Raw genomic sequence first — 20,170 nt, 5'->3', positions numbered from 1 at the left:
AGCGTGCGCCGGGCTCCGCACGCTCGCACCTCGGCGGTGGGATCTCACCCGGACGGAAGGGCGGGCGCGGATCGAAATCGAGAGCGAGAGCACGAGGGTGCCAGTGAACAACCCCATGGAGTCCGCCGAGTTCTCCCGGGACCCGTATCCGCTGCTAGCCGCGCTCCGGGCGCGCGGCCCGGTGCAGCGGGTGCGGACCGGCAAGGACCGTACGACCTGGGTGGTGACCGGCTGGGCGGAGGCGCGGGCGGCGTTGGCCGACGGGCGGCTGTCGAAGGACACCGCGCGGTATTTCGCGGACCGGCCGTCCGGGCGCGATCTGGCGCCCGCCGTCAGTCGGAGCATGCTGGCCACCGACCCGCCGGACCACGGCCGGCTGCGGAAACTGGCCATGACGGCGTTCACGCCGGCGGCGGTGGGCCGACTGGCGCCCCGGGTCCGGGAGATCGCGGAGGAGCTGGCCGCGGCGCTGGGCCGAGCCGGGGAGGCGGCCGGTGACGGGCCGGTCGATCTGGTCGGGGGCTTCGCGGCACCGCTGCCGATCGCGGTGATCTGCGAGCTGCTGGCGGTGCCGGAGGCGGACCGGGCTGCGGTGCGCCAGTGGTCCGACGCGCTGTTCGCGGCGGCGGATCCGGACACCGCCGACCGGGCCTCGCACGCGCTGGCCGGGTACGTGACGGAGCTGATCGCGGCGCGGCGCGCGGCGCCCGGGGACGACGTGCTGAGCGCTCTGATCGCCGCCCGGGATGCCGGCGACCGGCTGACCGAACCCGAACTCGTCTCGCTGGCCGTGCTGTTGGTGGTCGCCGGGCACGAGACCACGGCCAATCTGATCGGCAACGGTCTGCTGGCCCTGCTCCGCGACGACGCGCTGCGCGCCCGCCTACGGGACGATCCGGGACTGCTGCCCGCCGCGGTGGAGGAGTTCCTGCGGTACGAGGCGCCGGTGACGCTGGCGACCTTCCGTTACGCCACCGAGGAGTTCGACCTCGGCGGGGTCCGCATCGGGGCGGGGGACGTGGTCCTCGTCTCCCCCGGTGGCGCCAACCGCGATCCGGCGCGGTTCGACGAGCCGGACACGGTGCGGCTGGAGCGGGCGGCACCGGGCGGGCACCTGTCGTTCGGGCACGGTCCGCACCACTGCTTGGGTGCGGCGCTTGCCCGCACCGAGGCCCGGATCGCGTTCGAGGTGCTGCTCGCCCGCTTCCCCGGACTGCGGCTGGCGGCGGACGGTCGCCAGGACGCCGCCGGCTCCGAGGGGTCCGAAAGCCCCGACGGTCCCGACAGCCCCGACGGTGTCACGTGGCGACGGACGCGGCTGATGCGCGGACCGGCCCAACTCCCCGTCGTCCTGGGGCCGCTGCGGGCGGCACCGGTGGTGCGGACGTAACGTGCCCCTCCCCCCTCCCCCCTCCCCCCCCGAATTCGCGTGCAGCATGAGCGAACCGACCGGTCTGGCCGGCGGCGCCGAGCGGCTCACCGCCCCTTCAGGGGATGCGTGCGGGACGCGTACGGGATGCGTGCGGGACAGGTAACGGACGTGTCCGGGACGTGTGCTGGCCGCGTGCGGGGCGTGGCCGGAAACAACGCACCGGCGCCGCGGCCGCAGTGCGGCAGCCACGGCGCCGGTTGTCCGGTGCCGGTTCGCGGTGTGGAGCCGCTACCCGGGTCTCAGTCCTTGAGGTCGTATCCGGAGAGGCGTTCGACGCCGCGGAGGAGGGCGGAGTGGTCCAGGCCGCCGTCGCCCTGGGCGCGGAGGGAGGCGACCAGGGAGGCGACGACGGAGCCGACGGGCAGGGCGGCGCCGACGGTGCGGGCGGCGTCGGTGACGATGCCCATGTCCTTGTGGTGCAGGTCGATGCGGAAGCCGGGCTTGAAGTCCCGGTTGATAAAGTTGTCGGCCTTGCGGGCCAGGACGGTGGAGCCGGCCAGGCCGCCCCCCAGGACGTCCAGGGCGGCGGGCAGGTCGACGCCGGACTTCTCCAGGAAGACTACGGCCTCGGCGCAGGCCTGGATGTTGACCGCGACGATCAGCTGATTGGCGGCCTTGACCGTCTGGCCGGAGCCGTGCGGACCGCACAGCACGATGGTCTTGCCCAGCGCGTCGAAGAGCGGCTTGGCGGTGTCGAAGTCGGCCTGCTGACCACCGACCATGATCGACAGGACGGCCTCGATGGCGCCGGCCTCACCACCGGAGACCGGGGCGTCCAGGACCCGGATGCCCTTCTCGGCGGCGTTCTTGGCCAGGTCGATGGAGGTCTGCGGGGTGATCGAGGACATGTCGATCAGCAGCGCGCCACGCTTGGCGTTGGCCAGAATCCCGTCGGGGCCATAGGCGATGGCCTCGACGTGGGGGGAGGCGGGGACCATGGTGATGATGACGTCGGCGTCGGCCACCGCCTCGGCGATGCTGGTGGCCGCGGTGCCCCCGGCGTCAGCCAGCCGCTGGAGCTTGTCGGCCTCCAGGGTGTAACCGGTCACCGCGTAGCCGGCCTTGATCAGGTTCTCGGCCATGGGCGAACCCATGATGCCCAGCCCGACCCACGCAATCTTCGGCAGGTTGCTCATTGAAAAGCCTCTTTCACACTCAAACAAAAGGGGAACGGCGACGGCGCCAGGTGATGCCGGCGGATGCCGGGTTACCGGGCGGCGCGTAGCGGCGCGGGCAGCCAGGCGAAGGAGGAGGCGCTGGGCGCCTGGCCGGGCTTGTACTCCAGGCCGACGTAGCCGTCGTAGCCGTTCTTCTTGAGCCGGCCCAGCAGCGCCACGAAGTCCAGGGCGCCGGTGCCGGGCGCGCCGCGGCCGGGGTTGTCGGCGATCTGCACGTGCGCGGTCTTGGCGGTGTAGCGGTCGATGACCTCATCGAGGTCTTCGCCGTTCATCGACAGGTGGTAGAGGTCCATCAGGAACCGTGCGTTGTCCAGGCCGGTGGCGGCGTTGACCGCGTCGACCACCTCGATCGCCTTGGGCGCCGAGACGATCGGGCACCGGGGCGACTCCGGCGCGTTGAGCGCCTCGATCAGCAGCGTGCCGCCCACCTCACCGACCGCCCGCGCGGCCCAGACGAGGTTCTCCAACGCCAGCGCGTCCTGCTCAGCCGCACTGACACCCTCGACGCGGTTGCCATAGAGAGCGTTGAAGGTGGTGCAGCCCAGCGAGGTGGCGAACTCGATCGCCACCGGCACGTTCGCCCGGAACTTCTCCGACTCCGCCCCCGGAACCGAGAGCGCACCACGGTCGGGACCCGGCAACTGACCGGCATAGAAGTTCAACCCCGTCAGCTGCGTACCCGCATCCCGCAGGGCATCGCGCAACGCGTCCAGCTCGGACCGCTCCGGGGTCGGGGCATCCACCCACGGCCACCACAACTCCACCGCCGTGAAGCCCGCCGCCCGCGCGGCAGCCGGCCGCTCCCACAACGGAAGCTCGGTGAACAGGATCGACAGATTGACGTTGAAGCGCGTGTCCGTGAAACCCATAGGGCCCGGCGCTCCTTCCGGATAGCGGATTTCTATTTCTGCTTTACGGGATGCTGAGGGGCGCCGGGCGCGACCGTCAAGCCGCACCCGGCACATCGTCCGGAACGGGTCCGGAAACCGACCCTGCCCGTCAGACCTTGAGCGGCTTGATCGCGGTGGGGGCGTGACCGGGCTCGGTCGCGACCTCTTCCCACTCGTTGACCTTGTCGATCTCCGCGGCGGCCATCGAGATGTTGGTGATCCGCTCCAGGATCGCCTCGACGACGACCGGGACGCGGTGCTCGGCGGCCAGCTTCTTGGCCTCCTCGAAGGCGGCACCCAGCTCGCCGGGGTCGGTGACCCGGATCGCCTTGCAGCCCAGGCCCTCGACGACCTTGACGTGGTCGACGCCGTAGACGCCCAGCTCCGGCGAGTTGATGTTCTCGAACTCCAGGTTGACCTGGAAGTTGATGTCGAGGTTGCGCTGTGCCTGGCGGATCAGGCCCAGGTACGCGTTGTTCACCAGGACGTGGACGTAGGGAATCCGGTGCTGGGCGCCGACCGCCAGCTCCTCGATCATGAACTGGAAGTCGTAGTCACCGGAGAGTGCGACGACCGGGGTCTCCGGGTCGGCCTTGGCGACGCCCAGCGCGGCCGGGATGGTCCAGCCCAGCGGGCCGGCCTGGCCGCAGTTGATCCAGTGGCGCGGCTTGTAGACGTGCAGCATCTGCGCGCCGGCGATCTGGGAGAGGCCGATGGTGGTGACGTAGCGGGTCTCCGGGCCGAACGCCTTGTTCATCTCCTCGTAGACGCGCTGCGGCTTCATCGGGATGTTGTCGAAGTGCGTACGGCGCTGGAGCTGGGCCTTGCGCTCCTGGGTGGAGGCGGCCCAGTCGCTGCGGTCGGGCAGCTTGCCGGCGGCCTTGAGCTCCTTCGCCACCTCGACGAACAGCTCCAGGGCGGCCTTGGCGTCGGAGGCGATGCCGTAGTCCGGGGCGAAGATCTTGCCGATCTGGGTCGGCTCGATGTCGACGTGGACGAACTTGCGGCCCTTGGTGTACAGGTCCAGCTTGCCGGTGTGGCGGTTGGCCCAGCGGTTGCCGATGCCGAGGACGAAGTCGGACTCCAGGAAATTCGCGTTGCCGTAGCGGTGCGAGGTCTGCAGGCCGACCATGCCGGCGTTCAGCTCGTGGTCGTCGGGGACGATGCCCCAGCCCATCAGGGTCGGGATGACCGGGATGCCGGTCAGCTCGGCGAACTCGACCAGCAGGTCGGACGCGTCGGCGTTGATGATGCCACCGCCGGCGACGATCAGCGGGCGCTCGGACTCGTTGAGGAGGGTGATCGCCTTCTCGACCTGGGCGCGGGTCGCGGCCGGCTTGAAGGCGGGCAGCGGCTCGTACGTGTCCGGGTCGAAGTCGATCTCCGTGAGCTGGACGTCGATCGGCAGGTCGATCAGGACAGGGCCGGGACGGCCGGAGCGCATCAGGTGGAACGCCTGCTGGAAGACGCCCGGGACCTGGGCGGCCTCCATGACCGTGGTCGCGGCCTTGGCGACCGGCTTGGCGATCGCGGCGATGTCGACGGCCTGGAAGTCCTCCTTCTGGATCACCGCGGTGGGGGCCTGGCCGGTGATGCAGAGGATCGGGATGGAGTCGCCGGTCGCGGAGTAGAGACCGGTGATCATGTCGGTGCCGGCCGGGCCCGACGTGCCGATGCAGACGCCGATGTTGCCCGGGTGGGTCCGGGTGTAGCCCTCGGCCATGTGCGAGGCGCCCTCGACGTGGCGCGCCAGCGTGTGGTCGATCCCGCCCGCGGCCTTGAGCGCCGCGTAGAAGGGGTTGATCGCCGCGCCCGGCACTCCGAAGGCGTTGGTCACGCCCTCGCGCTTGAGGATCTCCACCGCAGCGCGGGCGGCTGTCATTCGAGGCATCGAGTACTCCTGCGTCGACCTGTCACGGGCAAGCCCGGCCGAAGAGGCCGGGAGGCTTAATTCCGCATCATGGAATTAATGTTTTGCTTTATGGAAGGAGAACGTAGAGCGAGACGTTCAACGCGTCAAGGGGCGTTCGGGGGACGGCCTGAACAAGACGTGCCGGTCAGGCCGAGAAAGCGCCGCGTAGCGGCGCCCCGGCACGCGGGCACTCCCGCGGCGCGGCGGGCCACCTGGCCTCCGAGTTCCCTGGGCCCGGCCCCGCGCGCGCGTACCGCGAGCGGGTGGACCGTGCGTGCGACCGACCTCAGGCCGTCCTGGAGGCCCTGCCACGGGCGGCGATCGTGCAAGGCGGGGACGCACACGTGGTCGCCGTCAACCGCCGCTTCATCGAGATGTTCGGGCTCGACGGGGTGGACCACTCCCCCGGCGCGCCCCTGGGCCCGGTCGTCGAGGACGACCCCGACGTGGCAACCGCGCTGCGCACCCTGCTCACCCGGGCCGGCTACCAGGTGCTGGCCGCCGCGGACGGCCGCACGGGGCTGCGCCGGCTCTTCGCCGACGGCCCCGATCTCATGGTGCTCGACATCGGACTGCCCAGCCTGGACGGCTGGCAGGTGCTGGAACGCACCCGCGACCTGACCGACCTGCCGGTGCTGCTGCTCACCGCACGCGGGGCCGAGAACGACCGGTTGGCGCAACTGGCACAACTCGGGCTGATCCCCGACGACTTCGTGCTGGCCACCGTCCACCGGCCCGAGAACACCGACGACCCGGCCGCGCTGCGGGCCGTCCTCGGCGAGCTGGCCGCGCTCGCCGCCGAGATGCCCGTCGTCCTGCCGCTCCACCCGCGTACCCGGGCCCGCGCCGAGGCCGCCGGGCTGGCCGGCCTGCTCGCCCCACTGCGGGTGACCCGCCCGCTCGGCTACCGGGACTTCCTGGCGCTGGCCCGGCACGCGGCACTGCTGGTCTCCGACTCCGGAGGCGTCCAGGAGGAGGTCACCGTGCTCGGCCGGCCGCTGGTCGTGGTGCGCAACTCCACCGAACGCCCCGAGGCGATGGCCGACTTCGCCACGCTGGTCGCCCCGGGGCCCGCGCTCGGCCGGGCCGCGCGGGAGCGCCTGGCGCTGGGGGCGGCCGACCGCGCCCGGCTCGCCGCGCTGCCCAGCCCGTTCGGCGACGGCCGCGCCTCGCACCGGATCGCCGGGCTGCTGGCCGGCCTGGTGACCGAGCGGACCGCGCCGTACGCCGCGGCCGCCTGACCGCGCCCGCCCCGACCACGCCGCCCCACCGGAGGACCCCGTGTTCGACAGCCTGCTGATCTTCCTGTTCCCCTTCGTGCTGCTGGCCTGCTTCCTGCTCTACTGGGCCGGGGCCCGCCATGCCTACCACCACCGCCCACAGCCCGAGGCCGGCGAACCGACCGCACTGGACTGGCACTTCTTCGTCCCGTGCCGGGACGAGGAGGCGGTGGTCGGCGCCACCGTCGCGCAGCTGCGCGGCGACTTCCCGGCCGCCCACGTGTGGGTGATCGACGACGACAGTGACGACCGGACCGGGCACATCGTCGCCGCGCTCGCCGAGGAGGACCGCCGGATCCACCTCGTCCGCCGGGTACGCCCCGAGGCCCGCACCGGCAAGGGTGACGCCCTGAACGCCGCGTACGACCAGCTCGGCGAGTTCCTGCCGGCGGGCAGCGACCGCGCCGAGGTCGTGGTGTGCGTCGTTGACGCCGACGGGCGGCTGGATTCGGGGGCGCTCGCCGCGGTGTCGGGTCCGGCCGGCTTCGGCGATCCGGAGGTCGGCGGGGTACAGGTGGGCGTGCGGATGCGCAACGTCGACGAGCAGCGCCCACTGCCCGACCGGGGCCGGTTCGTCAACGCCCTGGCCCGACTGCTGGTCCGGGTCCAGGACATGGAGTTCGCGGTGTCCAACGCGGGGATGCAACTGCTGCGGGTCCGCACCGGCTCGGTCGGACTGGGCGGCAACGGCCAGTTCACCCGGCTGTCCGCCCTCGACCGGATCGCCGCCACCGAGCGCCGCCCCTGGAAGCGGGGTGCGCTGCTGGAGGACTACGAGCTGGGCCTGCACATGATCCTGGCGGGTTTCCGGGTCACCCACGTCGCCGGCACCCGGGTCTCCCAGGAGGGCCTGCCGCACCTCCGCCGGCTGCTGACCCAGCGCACCCGCTGGGCCCAGGGCAACCTCCAGTGCGTGCGCTACGCCCCGCGCATCATCTCTTCCCGCCATTACAGCGGCCGGGGCGTGCTGGAGACGCTCTACACCTTCTGCCAGCCGGTGGCGCACCTGGTGACGCTGGGACTGACGGCGGTGCTGTTGGTGCTCGCCGGTTTCGGTTCGCTGGTCCTGTGGCCGTTGGCGCCGATCCTGGCGGTGCTGGCCATCGGCCCCTTCCTGCTGTGGGGTCCGGTCTACCGTCGCGACCACGCGCCGGAGGCGTCCCGACTGACGGCCGTCCTGTGGGGCCTTGCGCTGTGGCTGTACGCCTATCACCTGTTCGTGGTGTCGGCCCGGGGCTTCGTACGGATGCTGCGGGGCCGCAACGGCTGGGCGAAGACCCGGCGCAACGCGGAACCGGTGATGGACGGCCCGGTGGCCCGGGAGTCATGACCACCCCTCAGGCATCGCGTCTCACCATCCGGACGTGTAACTGATCACATAGGCGGCGAGGAGTGGGCTCGGCATGATTGGGTAGTCGGGCGCCGGCGGCGTGCACCGTACCCGGCTGCCGCCGTCCGCCCGATCGATTTCAGGAGTAACGCATGCCCGCCCCCCTGCCAGCCACCGCGCCCGCCCCCGCGAGCGGTTCACCGATCTACGAGAGCCTCGTATCGAAACACGGCGATGTGGTCGCCGAGAGCCGCCGCGTAGCGCAGGAGACCCAGCAGGAGGCCGACCGGCTGTTGCACTTCGCCCCGCGCGACGGCCGGGACTGACGCCACACCGGAGGGCGGGACCGGGGCACTCCCCCAGCCCCGCCCTCCGGCCTGCCGGACCAACACCCCGGCACATCACCGGACTTGCCGCTCTCCTCCGCAACCCGCCCCGCCCGCGGCCGCTGAACTGCCCGCCACGGCCACCTCGCCGGGGCCGCACGCCGAGGCGGAATTCCGGGGGGGGGTCGGCGACCTTTAGTGCGGGAGCCCGTTCGACTTCCTGGCCCCGCTCTTCGCCCCCGACGTCGTACTGCACCAGGCCGACGCACTGCCCTACGACGGCACGTGGCGCGGGCACCCGGACAGGGAATGGTTCTTCCTCGCGATGAGCCGGACGCCGGACGTGGGAGTCGTTCAAAATGGTGACGCAGGGGTTCCTCGCCACCGGCCCGACCGCGATCGCCCTCACCACTTCCGCGGCCGCGCCCGCGCCAACGGTCGAGAACTCGCCTTCCCCATTCTTCGAACACTCACCATCAGGGGCGGCATACTCGCCGAAATTCGGCCCTTCTACTGGGACACCGCGGAAATCGCTGCCGGCTGCCGCGCCCCCACTCGGCCCCGAAGTGAGATTCCCGGATCGCTCTGCCGCGCAGGCATACGCGGCATGAGCCGGGCGGGAAAAGGGCCTGCCCCTCCTTCGGCGCCAGCGCTGAAGCAGGGGCAGGGGCAGGGTCGTAAGGGCTTTACCTGTCCTCGTCAGGACTGGTCTCCGAGCCGTCCTTCTTTCCCTCCTTGCCCTCCTTGCCCTCCTTGCCCTCCTTGCCCTCCTTTCCTTCCTTGCCCCCCTTGCCGTCCTTGCCGTGATTTCCGTCCTTGCCTTCCTTGCCGTGCTCCGAGCCGTCATCGCCGAAGACCCAGCCAAGTGAATCGTCGGTGTTCACGTCTTGCATGACCTGGTTGCCGACGCTCATCACGTCTCCCGTGTGTTCGTCGGCGACGGCGGTGCCGACGGACCCGAGGAAGGCGCCCGAACACAGGATTGCGGCGGTGAGAGCAGTGCGCATGCGCATGGTGAGCTCCGATATATCGTTGGGGTCGCTAGGACGTGGAATTCATGCCACCGATCCCAGGCCATCAGTCCACGTTTCACCCGCTCGGAGGTTCGACGCCGCACCCTCTCGGCCTATTCGCCACAAACCCCGGAGGCTACGGAACTTCGCAGCAACGGCCGCATTGACTGCATTAACGCCACAACAGCAGCACCGGCGACACTGTCAAATGAAGAGCGTGGCCCACGGGAACCTCCAGGACATGACGACCCGAGGAAGCCATCCATTCCTCAGCAGCGGCGCCCCCGGCCCCGCACCGCCCCCACCCTCCACGGAATTCGTCACCCCCATCGCCCCATAACAGGGAACCTTTTCATTCCTTTCCCTGGTGACCTAAAAATCGACAGGTCAGCCTTCTGCCTGCGTTCCCGACATTGCGCACACCCGACGCCCTACCGAGTTACCGCTGACATCGCCACTTCGCCACTTCGCCACTTCGCCACTTCGCCACGATGCGACGGTTTCCTGCCGTTGTCGGCAGCCACCCGCGCGGCGCTCAGCCCTGTGCGGGCTTTCCCACCGGTGCGTGCTCCCGCAGGATCTCGACGAACGCCCGCATCCACTCCGGCTGGTCCGGCCAGGCACGGGCCGAGACGACCTTGCCGTCCACCACCGCCGGGCCGTCCACGAAAACCCCGCCGCCCAGTTCCACCTCCGGCGCACAGGCGGGGTAGGCGGAGGTCCGGCGGCCCTTCAGCACGCCGAGCGGGGCCAGCGCGATGGCCGCGTGGCAGATGTGCGCGACCGGCTTGTCCGCGTCGAAGAAGTGCGTGACGACGCGCCGGAAGTCGGCGTCGTGCCGGAGGTATTCGGGCGCCCGGCCGCCGGGGAGAACCAGCGCCGCGTACTCCGCCGGGTCGACCTCGGACAGCGCGAGATCGGCCGGCCAGGAGTGGCCCTGGCGCTCGACGTAGGTGTCGAAATCGTCGACAAAGTCATGCACGACGAACTGCAACTTCTTGCAGGACGGGGCGGCGATCCGAAGCTCGTAGCCCTCCTCCAGCAGCCGCTGGTACGGGTAGAAGAACTCCAGGTCCTCCGTGGCATCGCCGGCGATGAGCAGGATCTTGGGCATGGCGGTACTCCTCGTGAGCGCAGCGGCCGGGCCGATCGGGGATGACCGGGACCGTATCGGATCCATCGGTTCCCCACTCGGTGGCCTCGAATGCCTCATCCAGCGCCGGTTTCCGGTGTCCGGTGTCCGGTCTCCGGCCTCCCGCTGCGGAGAGCGTCCACACGCCCGTCGTCACAGACTGGGGGCGACCGGGTGGAGCGGCTGATAGAGGGGGAGTTCGGCGCCGCTGGGGAGGCGGACAGCGGTCAGGAGGCCCCAGCGCTGCTCGCTAACCGGGCGGGTGACCTCGACGCCCTGCGCGCGGAGCTGATCCAACTGGGCGTGGAGGTCGTCACACATCAGGTAGAGCTCGTGCCGTGGTGCGTCGTCGGTGGGGTGTACGGCGACCTCGGCCGGGGGCAGTTTGAAGACCAGCCAGCCCCCTCCCGCGTCGACGCCGGGAAAGCCGAGGACGTCGCGGATGAAGGCGCGGTCAGCATCCGCGTCCTGGCTGTAGAGGATGACGTGCGATCCACTGATCATGCTGGTTCCTCGTGCGTCTCACCCCAGACACCGCCTGAGGTGCGGGGCGGTCTCCGCAGCCCGTCCGATGGGGTGCCGCGGCGGTCGGTGCGCGGGCATCCTGCCACGGCCGGACCCACAGGCCGGTGAGCGCCACGTCGAGGTCCACGAGCAGGCGGCGGAGCAAGCACGGTCACCGTTGCAGCGATCCTGCTCCGGCTCCGCTCGGGACACCGCGAGACGGCCCATCCAGTCTGATCCATAAAGAGCCCAAAAAAATCGGACGGCGATGTCGAGAACCCGTGGCTGGCTCCGTCCCCGTGGTGAACGCGACCACAATGGGTCGCACCCGCACCGAGGAGAACCACCATGGCCAAGTACTTGCTGCTCAAGCACTACCGCGGCGCCCCGGCTCCGGTCAACGACGTCTGCATGGACCAGTGGACGCCGGAGGAGATCTCGGCGCACGTGCAGTACATGCAGGACTTCGCGGCCCGGCTTGAGAAGACCGGCGAGTTCGTCGACGGCCAGGCGCTCGCCCCCGAGGGGGCGTGGGTCCGGTACGACGGTGAGGGGCGCCCGCCGGTCACCGACGGCCCGTTCGCCGAGACCAAGGACCTCATCGCCGGCTGGATGGTGATCGACGTCGACAGCTACGAGCGTGCCGTCGAGCTGGCCGGGGAACTGTCGGCCGCCCCCGGGGCGGGCGGCAAGCCGATCCACGAGTGGCTCGAAGTGCGCCCGTTCCTGGCCGCGCCGCCCACCATCACGGAGTGACCTCGCGGTGACTCAGATGGACGAGGCCCTGCTCCGGAGCCTCACGCCACGCGTGCTCGCCATCCTCGTCCGCCGCGGAGCCGACTTCGCGGCGGCCGAGGACGCCGTGCAGGACGCGCTGGTCGAGGCCGTCCGCGTCTGGCCGGCCGACCCACCACGCGATGCGAAGGGCTGGCTGGTCACGGTGGCCTGGCGCAAGTTCCTCGACGCGACCCGGGCGGACACCGCCCGCCGCCGGCGTGAGGACCTCGTCGACGAGGAGCCGGCGCCCGGGCCCGCACCCGCGGTGGACGACACACTCCAGCTCTACTTCCTGTGCGCCCACCCGTCGCTGACGCCGGCGTCCGCGGTCGCGCTCACACTGCGCGCCGTCGGCGGACTCACCACCCGCCAGATCGCCCGGGCCTACCTGGTGCCCGAGGCGACCATGGCGCAGCGCATCAGCCGGGCCAAGCGCACCGTCTCCGGAATTGGGGTGTCCCCTGTCGGAGCGAAGCCGAGAGCTCGGGGAAAGTTCGACCAGCCCGGCGATGTCGCCACCGTGCTGCGCGTCCTCTATCTGGTCTTCAACGAGGGCTACTCCGGCGATGTCGACCTCGCCGCCGAAGCCATCCGGCTCACCCGGCAGCTCACGGCCCAGGTCGACCACCCCGAGGTGGCGGGGCTGCTCGCCCTCATGCTGCTCCACCACGCCCGGCGCGCCGCCCGGACCGCGCCCGACGGCAGTCTGGTACCGCTCGCCGAGCAGGACCGCGGCCGGTGGGACACCGAGTCGATCGCCGAGGGCGTGGAGATCCTGCAGGCGGCGCTCGCCCGCGACCGGCTGGGCGAGTTCCAGGCCCAGGCCGCCATCGCGGCACTCCACGCCGACGCGCCCACCGCCGAGGAGACCGACTGGGTGCAGATCGTCGAGTGGTACGACGAGCTCGCGCGCCTGACCGACAGCCCGGTCGTCCGGCTCAACCGCGCGGTGGCCGTCGGCGAGGCCGACGGTCCGGGCGCCGGCCTGGCTGCGCTCGCGGCGCTGGACGCCGCACTCCCCCGGTACACCGCGGTGGCCGCGTACCTCCACGAGCGCGACGGCGACCTGGCGACGGCGGCACGGCTCTACGCCGAGGCGGCCCACATGGCACCCAACCTCGCCGAGCGCGACCACCTGACGCGCCAGGCCGCCCGGCTCAACTCCCGCCGGAGTCGCTGACGACTCGCGCTCGGGTCGTCCCGCAGCGCTCCGCCCTGCCCGTCACGGGCCAGACGGGTCTTCCTGGTCAGCCCGCTTGCCGGACATCCTTGAGTCCGCCGGTCACCACCAGGTTGCCGTCCAGGGTGCGCCGCGCGAGGTCGCCGGTGCGGAAGTAGCCATCGGCGGTGAAGGCGCGTGCGTTGTGGTCGGGCGCCCGGTAGTAGCCGTGCAGGGTGTACGGACCGCGGGCGAGGAGTTCGCCGGGCTCCCCGTCGGGCACGTCCTTGCCGTCGGCGTCGACTATGCGGATCTCGTCGTCGGGCGAGAGCGGGCGGCCCTGCACGGTGAGCGCGGTCTCGCCCGGATCGGTGGGCCGGGTGAAAGTGAGCGGCCCCTCGGCCGTGCCGAAGACCTGCCGCAGGCGACAGTCCCCTGCGGGCCCATCCGTTCGGCGGTCGCCCGGGGCAGGGGCGCGCCGCCGATCTGCACGAGACGCAGACTGCTCAAGTCGGCCTGGACCGTGGGAAGTACGTCGAGCCAGAGCTCGGCGTCGGCGGACGCCACCGACGTGATGGTGACCCGCTCTCGGTCGATGGCCGGAAGGCATGCGGCGGGTCCCGGGTTCTCGACCAGGACGACGGTGCCATCGACGGAGCGAGTGCCGACGATGCCGGGGCAGCCGAAGGTGAAGTGGAACCCGGCGGGCAGCGCGGCGATATACACGTCGTTCTCGGTGAGCGAGACCGACTCGGCGGCGGCCCGCGCCTGGTAGGCGTAGTCGTTGTGGGTGCGCGGAATGAGCCTGGGCGCCGCGGTCGTACCGCCGGAGAGCAGGAAGACCGCCACCTGGTCGGCGGTCTGCGCGCGCGCCGGTGGGAGCCGGAATCCGGCGGCCGTACGGTCCACGCGCCGGTTCAGGTTCGCGTACGTGAGGCGGGTGCCGCCGTGCACGAGCGCGGTCCGCGGTCCGTACTCCAGGGCCCAGCCGCGCAACAGGTTGTCCAGCGTGTTGCCACGCCAGTGCCCGGCCGCCCAGTAGCGGTCGACGAACTCCTCGGGCCAGGGCGTACAACCGTCGAGCATGGATGCCATGCGCTTCCTTCTGTACCGGTTTCCAAACCGGAAGCCGTGCGGGTCGAGTGTCGCCGTGACCGGGCCGGGTCAGTAGCGATCTCGACGACCGCGGCCCCAGCGCCTCCGCCATCGCCCCCGTCTCCAAACCGGGGAGCAACCCCACCACCTTGACCTCGGCCTCGGCCTCGGCCTCGACCCCGACCTTGGCGATCCGATCCGCCAACCCCCTTAGACGCAATGCGCTTTCCCCACCATGGACGCTCAATTCCCTCAGCAGAAAACCCAATAAGCGGCGCTGACCAGGGGAAATGGTCGGAGCTCCATCCCACTCACCCTCGCGCGACGGGCATGCCGCTGGGCACTCTTTCTGAGCAGGTGCACCGCCGGGCGTACCGCGCTGGCACTCAGAGGCCAGGGACGTAGGACGTTATGAGAGCGAACGTCGAGAGCGCGAGCAGGCCAAGACAGTTGACCCAGAACTCGGACGTGAGGAAGCGGGCCCGAATGTGCGCGACGGACGCCGCGAGGAAGTAGCAGACGACGCCGGCGTTCGCAGCCGCGCCGATGCCCGCCACACAGATTCCGGTGATGAGTCCCGCGGCGGCGAGCAGCTTGATCACGATGAGCGTCCACCACCAGTCCTCGGGGAGCCTCCGTGCCCACGCCGGAAGGCGCTCTCCTCACACGATGCCGCCAGCGATTCGGCCCGGCCACGAGCCGTCAGCACGGCATCCGCCAGTTCGAACAAGGCGTCCGCACGACGGCGCAGACATCCTTACGGTCCGGCACGGAAACCCGTCAACTCCGCACACCGCAATCCGGTGCCGGTTCCGGCTTGCGGTTTCCGCTGCGTCAACTTCTACCGTCTTCGGTGTGGCCGGAGAGACCGGCCCGGCGATGGGAGGCGGGGCAATGGCCTGGTCGATCGCGGATGTGGCCCGGATGTCCGGTGTGACGTCCCGGACGCTGCGGCATTACGACGAGATCGGCCTGCTGCCGCCGGCGTGGATCGGGAGCAACGGGCACCGCTACTACGAGGAGGCCGATCTGCTGCGGCTGCAGCAGATCCTGCTGATGCGGGAGCTGGACCTGGGGCTGCGCGAGATCCAGGCGGTCCTGGACAGCCAGGTCGATCAGGTGGCCGTGCTCCGCGAGCACCATCAACGACTGCTGGCGGAACGGGACCGGCTGGATACGCTCGCCCGCACGGTCGGCCGCACCATCGCCGAACTGGAGGAAGGCAAGGACAACGACATGGCGAAGATCAACAGGCCGGAGAACCTGTTCGAGGGCTTCGAGCCCGGCCGCCACGAGGCGGAGGCGCGCGAGCGGTGGCCGGAGCAGTGGGAGCAGTCCCGGCGGGCCTTCGAGGGGATGACCGCCGAGGGTATGGAGCAGTGGCAGCGTGAGGCGACGGCGCAGATGATCCGCATGGCGGAGTTCATGGTGGCCGGCACACCCGTCGCCGATCCTGTGGTGCAGGCCGAGGTGGACGCCCACTACCAGGGTGTGTGCCGGTTCTGGACCCCGTGCGCGGCCGCGTACAAGGGACTGGGTCAGACCTACGCCGACGACCCTCAGTTCCGTACCAACTTCGACCGGATCGCCGACGGACTGGCCGTCTACCAGCGTGACGCGATGGCCGTCTACGCCGACGCACGGCTGAGCTGACCGACGGCTCACGCTGCCGGGGGGCTGCAGACCCCCGGCAGCAGGTCAAAGATCAAGCTGAGGCGCGTCAGCTGCTGCTGGCTGCTGGCCGGTCGTCGATGACGATGCGGGTTACGGGTGGGCAGTCGTTGCCGGGTTGGTGGTGGGCGTCGGGGTCGTCGGTGTCGACTTTGTGTAGGGCGATGCCGATGCGTTTGTAGATCTCGCCGGCGAGGTTTTGGGTTGTCGGGGCGGCGGCGGGGTCCTGCCTGGTGGCGCGTAGTGCGTCGAGTGTGGCGATGAGGGTGCGGCCGGAGATCTCGGCCTGGATGAGGCCGTTGGCTTCTTTGACACCTGCGGGGAGTCGGAAGTGTTGGCCGCGGCTGGATTGGGTGACGCGGAAGTCCCAGTGGTCGCGGTGGCAGATGATCTGCGCGTAGGCGATACCGGCGGCGAGGGTGAGGAGTTCGTCGAAATCGTCCGGGGCGACGGCGGGTTCGTCGGTCTTCTTCGTGGCGGCCTTCGTGGGTGGTGCGGGTGGTGCGGGTGGCGCGGGCGGTGTGGGTGGCTCGGGTGTTGCGGTGACTGCGAAGTCGGCGCGGAGGGCTTCGACGATGCTGTGGAGTTGGGCGAGTTGACTGAGGATCTGCTGGTCGTCGCGTGGCGGTGTGGCGGGTTGTAGGCGTTGGATGTCGTTGCGGAGGCCCTGGAGTTCACTGTGGATGACATCGGTTCTGGCGTGGGCGAGAACTGCTGCGTCGCGGGCGTTTTGGGCTGCGGTCAGTGTGGTTTCAACGGTGGCGCGGAGGCAGGCGAGGCTGCGGTCGAGTGCTTCGGTGATTGCCTTTTGCGTGTTACTGATTGCCGTGCCGAGCTCTCTGATGACGCGATCGGCGCCGAATGCCACGTTCCCCCCTGGTGTTGGCGGCTGGTGTTGCAGCGGGAGGCTCCCCGTTGGTCGTGGAGGTGACGCGGCGAGTTTCGGTCGCGATGACCATTGGGGCGTGTTGGCGCACTTAGGGTTGTGGGGAAGCCCCGAGTAAGCCCTTTGCTTCTGTGCGCTCCTAGTTGGTGACTTCGCGTTCCGTCGACTATTGCCGTCCTCTGGCAGGCTTTCGCTTTCCGTCCTGCTCCAGGACCGTAGCTTTCCTGTAAAAATGCGCCATTTCAGGGGCATGCAGGAACCCGGTACGGGAAAGTCGACTCCTCACTCGCAGAGATGCACATCGGTGTGTCCGATACGAAGTGGGGGCAATATGTCACGTATGGCGCAACGGCCCGTAGGAGCACGGAGGGTGACCGCCGGCTCCGCGGCGGCGGTGGTCGCCGGGCTGACCCTGGTGATCGGGGCGGCGGCCCCTGGGCAGGCGGTCCCCGTAGCGGCGACTGCGGGGGCACGGCCCATGCTGAACTGCGGTGCTGCTGCGACGGCGCCCATGGCTGCGGCGACGCGGACAAACACCGCGGCGGCGACGGAATCGGCCCCGGCCCCGGCCGTCACCGGAAATGCGGCGCAGAAGCTGTCCTACAGCCTCGCCCCGGAGGCGCCGATCGGCCTCTGGTCGTCCTCGAACGTCACCCTGCGCACCCCGGTCTCCAAGGGCACCGTCCGCCTGGACGTCACCACACAGGGCTTCATCGCCGATTCTCTCCTGATGCAGCGTTACGACGAGAAGAGTCACCGCTGGGTCGACCTGGATGTCCGATCGGTCGGCAGCGAAAACCCGAACAAGGGGAGGCTCTCCTTCCCCGTCTCGGTGGCGGCGAGTCCCGGCCGCCCCGCCACGGTCGCTCTCCGGGTCCAGGCCATCGACCGTCCCGGTCGGCTGGCCGTGGCCGCTTCGGTCGACGACGGCCACGGCCATACCTACCGCGCGCCTACGCGTAGCGCCGTCGTCGACCGGCCCACCACCACCGTCACCGGCTGGCCGCGTGGTGCCGGCCTGGTGCGTGGCGGCGCGGCGAAGGAGTTCGAGCTCACGGTCAAGAACACCACCAAGCGGGCCTACCCGGCGCTCAACGCCGGCTACTCCGCCTACGGTCAGAGCGGCGACCGTACCGTGGCCCCCAAGGACCTGGTGCTGCAGCAGTACGTGCCCGGCCACGGGTGGCAGCGCGTGTCGTTGGTGCCCGGCGGCTGCGACCCAGGCATGAGCGCCGAGCTGATCCCGACCGCCAAGACGCCGCTGGCACCCGGCGCCACCACCGTTTACCGGATGCGCCTGGCGGTCGCGGGAGACGCTCCCTTGGCCAACGTCGAAGCGGGTGTGTCGGTGGGTGCCGGCGACACGTCGCTCTCCTACCAGACGTTGCCGTTCAAGATTCGCGCCAGGTAGCCCTGCCGAGTACCTCGAACACGCGGGGAGTCGGAGGGGAGAAGAGGCCGGCGCCTTCTCACCTTCGGCTCCCCGTCAGCGCGTGTCGCCGATTACAGGTGCGTGCACACCCGTGTGTGCGCTGCCTCCAGAGTCCTTCCGCCTGGATCTACCAGCGGGGTTCCTCGACCTTCGTGAGCAGAGTTCGGTCTGCGCCGCCGGATTGCGCCGGCTCGACCTCGGACGCGGGAGAAGCTTCCGCGCGATGCTTTCCGGTCGCAGCTCGTATGACCGTCCGGGACGCCTTACCCCGCCTTACTGGGGTGGGGTAACTCGCTTCTGCGTGCCCCTTGTTGGCGACTTCGCACCCTGTCGATCGCCGTCTACCCATGGAAGGCTTTCGCTTTCTGACCTGAGGGGGGCTTATGGCGTTTGTGTGTCCGCGGTGCAAGGAATCGAGTCAGGTGTTGCACCTGCCGGAGTATTGGCGCTCGTTGCCACAGGATGCGGAGGCGAAGGAAAAGCACGCACCGCCGCCGGAGTGTGCGATGCAGTGGCTGCTGCCGGTGGGGGTCGGCGTCGTGGGTGTGGTGGCGTTGGTGTTGGGCTCGCTGGCCGCGGGGATGGTGCTGGTGCTGGGCGGCATCGGGTTGGGCTTCTGGTTGTCGCGGCGGGCGTCGGCTGCGGAGGATGCGCGGGCGGCGTGGGAACGGTCGTTGATCTGCCGGCGGTGTCCGGCCGTGTTTCCGCAGGAGGACGCGGTCGTGGCGTGAGCTCGGGGTGGGCGTAGGCCCCGTCCCAGCCGGGAGCGGGGCCTACAACATGAGAGCGGTCTATGCGTGTCTCACTGCGTCGATGCTTAACGGATCGGCATTCCCGACAGCGTCCGGGCGATGACCAGTCGCTGGATTTCACTGGTGCCCTCGAAGATGGTGTAGATCGCGGCGTCGCGGTGCATCCGCTCGACCGGGTATTCGCGGGTGAAGCCGTTGCCGCCGAGGATCTGGATCGCCTGGGCGGTGACCTTCTTGGCGGTCTCGCTGGCGAAGAGCTTGGACATCGAGCCCTCGGCGCTCTCGAACTTCTTGCCGGTGGTGGCCATCCAGGACGCCCGCCAGACCAGGAGGCGGGCGGCGTCGATCTGGGTCCGCATGTCGGCCAGCTGGAAGGCCACGCCCTGGTTGTCGATGATCGGGCGGCCGAACTGCTCGCGGGTCTTGGCGTACTCCAGGGCCTCCTCGTACGCCGCGCGGGCGGTGCCGACGGCCATCGCGCCGACGGCCGGGCGGGACGCCTCGAAGGTGGCCATCGCGGCGTTCTTCACACTCCCCCAGCCTCCGCTGCCGCCCTTGGCGCGCTCGCGGGCGCGGGCCAGTCGCTCGTCGAGCTTCTCCTTGCCGCCGAGCAGGCAGTGACCGGGGATCCGGACGTCCTCCAGCACGACCTCGGCGGTGTGCGAGGCGCGGATGCCGTGCTTCTTGAACTTCTGGCCCTGGGAGAGGCCGGGGGTGTTCGGCGGGACGATGAACGAGGCGTGCCCCTTGGAGCCCAGATCCGGGTCGACGACGGCGACCACGACGTGGACGTTGGCGATGCCGCCGTTGGTGGCCCAGGTCTTGGTGCCGTTGAGCACCCACTCGTCCTTGGCCTCGTCGTAGACGGCCCGGGTGCGCATCGAGGCGACGTCGGAGCCGGCGTCCGGCTCGGAGGAGCAGAAGGCGGCGACCTTGATGTCGTCGGCGTCGCCGTACATCTGCGGGATCCAGGTGCCGATCTGCTCCTCGGTGCCGTTGGCCAGGACGCCGACGGCGGCGAGGCCGGTGCCCACGATGGACAGTGCGATGCCGGCGTCGCCCCAGAACAGCTCCTCCATCGCCATCGGGATGCCGAGGCCGGTGGGGTCGAAGAACTGCTGGGCGTAGAAGTCGAGGGAGTACAGGCCGATCTTGGCGGCCTCCTGGATCACCGGCCAGGGGGTCTCCTCGCGCTCGTCCCACTCGGCGGCGGCGGGGCGCATGACGTCCGCGGCGAAGCCGTGAATCCAGTCACGGACTTCCTTCTGCTCGTCGTTGAGTTCCATGGTGAACTCGGCCATGTCCCCTCCAGTGGTGCGTACAGCCAGCCGTTACTTGCGGTAACCGAAGTGTGTTACCGGTCAGTAATGGATGTCAACTCCTCGTGGGCGCCGATTTGGC

General features: G+C 70.2%; 19 protein-coding genes and 2 pseudogenes. 10 read left to right on the top strand and 11 right to left on the bottom strand.

The window, feature by feature from the left end; all coding sequences use genetic code 11:
* Nucleotides 1–103: 103 nt before the first annotated feature.
* Nucleotides 104–1,390 (top strand): cytochrome P450 family protein, encoded by a 1,287-nt coding sequence (locus ACO0M4_RS13210; protein WP_430370135.1) that lies wholly within the window; start codon nt 104–106, stop codon nt 1,388–1,390.
* Between the two features lie 281 nt (nt 1,391–1,671).
* On the opposite strand, the gene ACO0M4_RS13205 is transcribed toward ACO0M4_RS13210, so the two are convergent.
* The 3 genes from ACO0M4_RS13205 to gcl all read right to left on the bottom strand — a co-directional run bounded on the left by ACO0M4_RS13205 (nt 1,672) and on the right by gcl (nt 5,391).
* On the bottom strand, nt 1,672–2,568 hold the full coding sequence (locus ACO0M4_RS13205) for a 2-hydroxy-3-oxopropionate reductase (RefSeq protein WP_430370134.1): 897 nt from the start codon (nt 2,566–2,568) through the stop codon (nt 1,672–1,674).
* A 71-nt stretch (nt 2,569–2,639) separates the two neighbouring features.
* A complete protein-coding gene (locus tag ACO0M4_RS13200; RefSeq protein ID WP_430370132.1) occupies nt 2,640–3,479 on the bottom strand; it encodes a TIM barrel protein in 840 nt (279 codons plus the stop codon).
* 130 nt (nt 3,480–3,609) lie between these two features.
* Nucleotides 3,610–5,391: a glyoxylate carboligase gene (gene gcl, locus ACO0M4_RS13195; RefSeq protein WP_430370130.1), complete on the bottom strand. Its 1,782-nt coding sequence runs from the start codon at nt 5,389–5,391 to the stop codon at nt 3,610–3,612.
* A gap of 284 nt (nt 5,392–5,675) precedes the next feature.
* Here gcl and ACO0M4_RS13190 point away from each other — a divergent pair, with 284 nt between their 5' ends.
* The 4 genes and pseudogenes from ACO0M4_RS13190 to ACO0M4_RS13175 all read left to right on the top strand — a co-directional run.
* The gene (locus tag ACO0M4_RS13190; RefSeq protein WP_430370129.1) at nt 5,676–6,653 is read left to right on the top strand and encodes a UDP-N-acetylglucosamine 2-epimerase; all 978 of its coding nucleotides are present in this window, start codon (nt 5,676–5,678) and stop codon (nt 6,651–6,653) included.
* Between the two features lie 40 nt (nt 6,654–6,693).
* Nucleotides 6,694–8,022 (top strand): glycosyltransferase family 2 protein, encoded by a 1,329-nt coding sequence (locus ACO0M4_RS13185; protein ID WP_430370128.1) that lies wholly within the window; start codon nt 6,694–6,696, stop codon nt 8,020–8,022.
* Between the two features lie 152 nt (nt 8,023–8,174).
* Entirely contained in the window at nt 8,175–8,348 is a 174-nt protein-coding gene (locus tag ACO0M4_RS13180; protein ID WP_430370127.1) for a hypothetical protein, read from the top strand.
* A gap of 211 nt (nt 8,349–8,559) precedes the next feature.
* Nucleotides 8,560–8,901, top strand: a pseudogene (locus tag ACO0M4_RS13175) (nuclear transport factor 2 family protein); the annotation flags it as partial.
* A 133-nt stretch (nt 8,902–9,034) separates the two neighbouring features.
* Here the strand turns inward: ACO0M4_RS13175 and ACO0M4_RS13170 are convergent.
* The 3 genes from ACO0M4_RS13170 to ACO0M4_RS13160 form a co-directional block, all read right to left on the bottom strand.
* Nucleotides 9,035–9,361, bottom strand: a complete 327-nt coding sequence (locus ACO0M4_RS13170) for a hypothetical protein (protein ID WP_430370126.1) — start codon at nt 9,359–9,361, stop codon at nt 9,035–9,037.
* A gap of 535 nt (nt 9,362–9,896) precedes the next feature.
* The gene (locus ACO0M4_RS13165) at nt 9,897–10,475 is read right to left on the bottom strand and encodes a DJ-1/PfpI family protein (RefSeq protein ID WP_430370125.1); all 579 of its coding nucleotides are present in this window, start codon (nt 10,473–10,475) and stop codon (nt 9,897–9,899) included.
* 171 nt (nt 10,476–10,646) lie between these two features.
* On the bottom strand, nt 10,647–10,997 hold the full coding sequence (locus ACO0M4_RS13160; protein WP_430370124.1) for a VOC family protein: 351 nt from the start codon (nt 10,995–10,997) through the stop codon (nt 10,647–10,649).
* Between the two features lie 348 nt (nt 10,998–11,345).
* On the opposite strand from ACO0M4_RS13160, the gene ACO0M4_RS13155 reads away from it, so the two are divergent.
* Nucleotides 11,346–11,753: a YciI family protein gene (locus tag ACO0M4_RS13155; protein ID WP_430370123.1), complete on the top strand. Its 408-nt coding sequence runs from the start codon at nt 11,346–11,348 to the stop codon at nt 11,751–11,753.
* A 16-nt stretch (nt 11,754–11,769) separates the two neighbouring features.
* Entirely contained in the window at nt 11,770–12,954 is a 1,185-nt protein-coding gene (locus ACO0M4_RS13150; RefSeq protein ID WP_430371362.1) for an RNA polymerase sigma factor, read from the top strand.
* 67 nt (nt 12,955–13,021) lie between these two features.
* Here the strand turns inward: ACO0M4_RS13150 and ACO0M4_RS13145 are convergent, their stop codons facing one another.
* The 3 genes and pseudogenes from ACO0M4_RS13145 to ACO0M4_RS13135 all read right to left on the bottom strand — a co-directional run bounded on the left by ACO0M4_RS13145 (nt 13,022) and on the right by ACO0M4_RS13135 (nt 14,630).
* The gene (locus ACO0M4_RS13145) at nt 13,022–13,543 is read right to left on the bottom strand and encodes an AMP-binding protein (RefSeq protein ID WP_430371361.1); all 522 of its coding nucleotides are present in this window, start codon (nt 13,541–13,543) and stop codon (nt 13,022–13,024) included.
* A pseudogene (locus tag ACO0M4_RS13140) lies at nt 13,438–14,019 on the bottom strand (AMP-binding protein); the annotation flags it as partial. The pseudogene ACO0M4_RS13140 and the gene ACO0M4_RS13145, both read right to left, overlap by 106 nt.
* A gap of 395 nt (nt 14,020–14,414) precedes the next feature.
* Nucleotides 14,415–14,630: a hypothetical protein gene (locus ACO0M4_RS13135; RefSeq protein ID WP_430370122.1), complete on the bottom strand. Its 216-nt coding sequence runs from the start codon at nt 14,628–14,630 to the stop codon at nt 14,415–14,417.
* Between the two features lie 292 nt (nt 14,631–14,922).
* Between ACO0M4_RS13135 and ACO0M4_RS13130 the strand changes: the two genes are divergently transcribed.
* On the top strand, nt 14,923–15,681 hold the full coding sequence (locus ACO0M4_RS13130) for a MerR family transcriptional regulator (protein WP_430371359.1): 759 nt from the start codon (nt 14,923–14,925) through the stop codon (nt 15,679–15,681).
* Between the two features lie 67 nt (nt 15,682–15,748).
* Here the strand turns inward: ACO0M4_RS13130 and ACO0M4_RS13125 are convergent, their stop codons facing one another.
* The gene (locus ACO0M4_RS13125; protein WP_430370121.1) at nt 15,749–16,567 is read right to left on the bottom strand and encodes a hypothetical protein; all 819 of its coding nucleotides are present in this window, start codon (nt 16,565–16,567) and stop codon (nt 15,749–15,751) included.
* A gap of 388 nt (nt 16,568–16,955) precedes the next feature.
* Here ACO0M4_RS13125 and ACO0M4_RS13120 point away from each other — a divergent pair, with 388 nt between their 5' ends.
* Together ACO0M4_RS13120 and ACO0M4_RS13115 are read left to right on the top strand one after the other, a co-directional pair.
* Nucleotides 16,956–17,996 (top strand): hypothetical protein, encoded by a 1,041-nt coding sequence (locus ACO0M4_RS13120; RefSeq protein ID WP_430370120.1) that lies wholly within the window; start codon nt 16,956–16,958, stop codon nt 17,994–17,996.
* 443 nt (nt 17,997–18,439) lie between these two features.
* Entirely contained in the window at nt 18,440–18,748 is a 309-nt protein-coding gene (locus tag ACO0M4_RS13115; protein WP_430370118.1) for a hypothetical protein, read from the top strand.
* Nucleotides 18,749–18,834: 86 nt separating this feature from the next.
* On the opposite strand, the gene ACO0M4_RS13110 is transcribed toward ACO0M4_RS13115, so the two are convergent.
* Nucleotides 18,835–20,070, bottom strand: a complete 1,236-nt coding sequence (locus tag ACO0M4_RS13110) for an acyl-CoA dehydrogenase family protein (RefSeq protein ID WP_430370117.1) — start codon at nt 20,068–20,070, stop codon at nt 18,835–18,837.
* Between the last annotated feature and the right edge of the window lie 100 nt (nt 20,071–20,170).

This window comes from Streptomyces sp. RGM 3693, assembly GCF_050471125.1.
Taxonomy (GTDB): Bacteria; Actinomycetota; Actinomycetes; order Streptomycetales; family Streptomycetaceae; genus Streptomyces.
Note: the sequence above shows the minus strand (reverse complement) of the source record. Positions and strands in the feature narration are given on the sequence as shown.

Coding starts and splice junctions, on each gene's coding strand:
- ACO0M4_RS13205 (WP_430370134.1), bottom strand. CDS start 2,568: ATGAGCAACCTGCCGAAGATTGCGTGGGTCGGGCTGGGCATCATGGGT.
- ACO0M4_RS13200 (WP_430370132.1), bottom strand. CDS start 3,479: ATGGGTTTCACGGACACGCGCTTCAACGTCAATCTGTCGATCCTGTTC.
- gcl (WP_430370130.1), bottom strand. CDS start 5,391: ATGCCTCGAATGACAGCCGCCCGCGCTGCGGTGGAGATCCTCAAGCGC.
- ACO0M4_RS13180 (WP_430370127.1), top strand. CDS start 8,175: ATGCCCGCCCCCCTGCCAGCCACCGCGCCCGCCCCCGCGAGCGGTTCA.
- ACO0M4_RS13170 (WP_430370126.1), bottom strand. CDS start 9,361: ATGCGCATGCGCACTGCTCTCACCGCCGCAATCCTGTGTTCGGGCGCC.
- ACO0M4_RS13165 (WP_430370125.1), bottom strand. CDS start 10,475: ATGCCCAAGATCCTGCTCATCGCCGGCGATGCCACGGAGGACCTGGAG.
- ACO0M4_RS13160 (WP_430370124.1), bottom strand. CDS start 10,997: ATGATCAGTGGATCGCACGTCATCCTCTACAGCCAGGACGCGGATGCT.
- ACO0M4_RS13155 (WP_430370123.1), top strand. CDS start 11,346: ATGGCCAAGTACTTGCTGCTCAAGCACTACCGCGGCGCCCCGGCTCCG.
- ACO0M4_RS13150 (WP_430371362.1), top strand. CDS start 11,770: ATGGACGAGGCCCTGCTCCGGAGCCTCACGCCACGCGTGCTCGCCATC.
- ACO0M4_RS13145 (WP_430371361.1), bottom strand. CDS start 13,543: ATGCCTTCCGGCCATCGACCGAGAGCGGGTCACCATCACGTCGGTGGC.
- ACO0M4_RS13130 (WP_430371359.1), top strand. CDS start 14,923: ATGGCCTGGTCGATCGCGGATGTGGCCCGGATGTCCGGTGTGACGTCC.
- ACO0M4_RS13110 (WP_430370117.1), bottom strand. CDS start 20,070: ATGGCCGAGTTCACCATGGAACTCAACGACGAGCAGAAGGAAGTCCGT.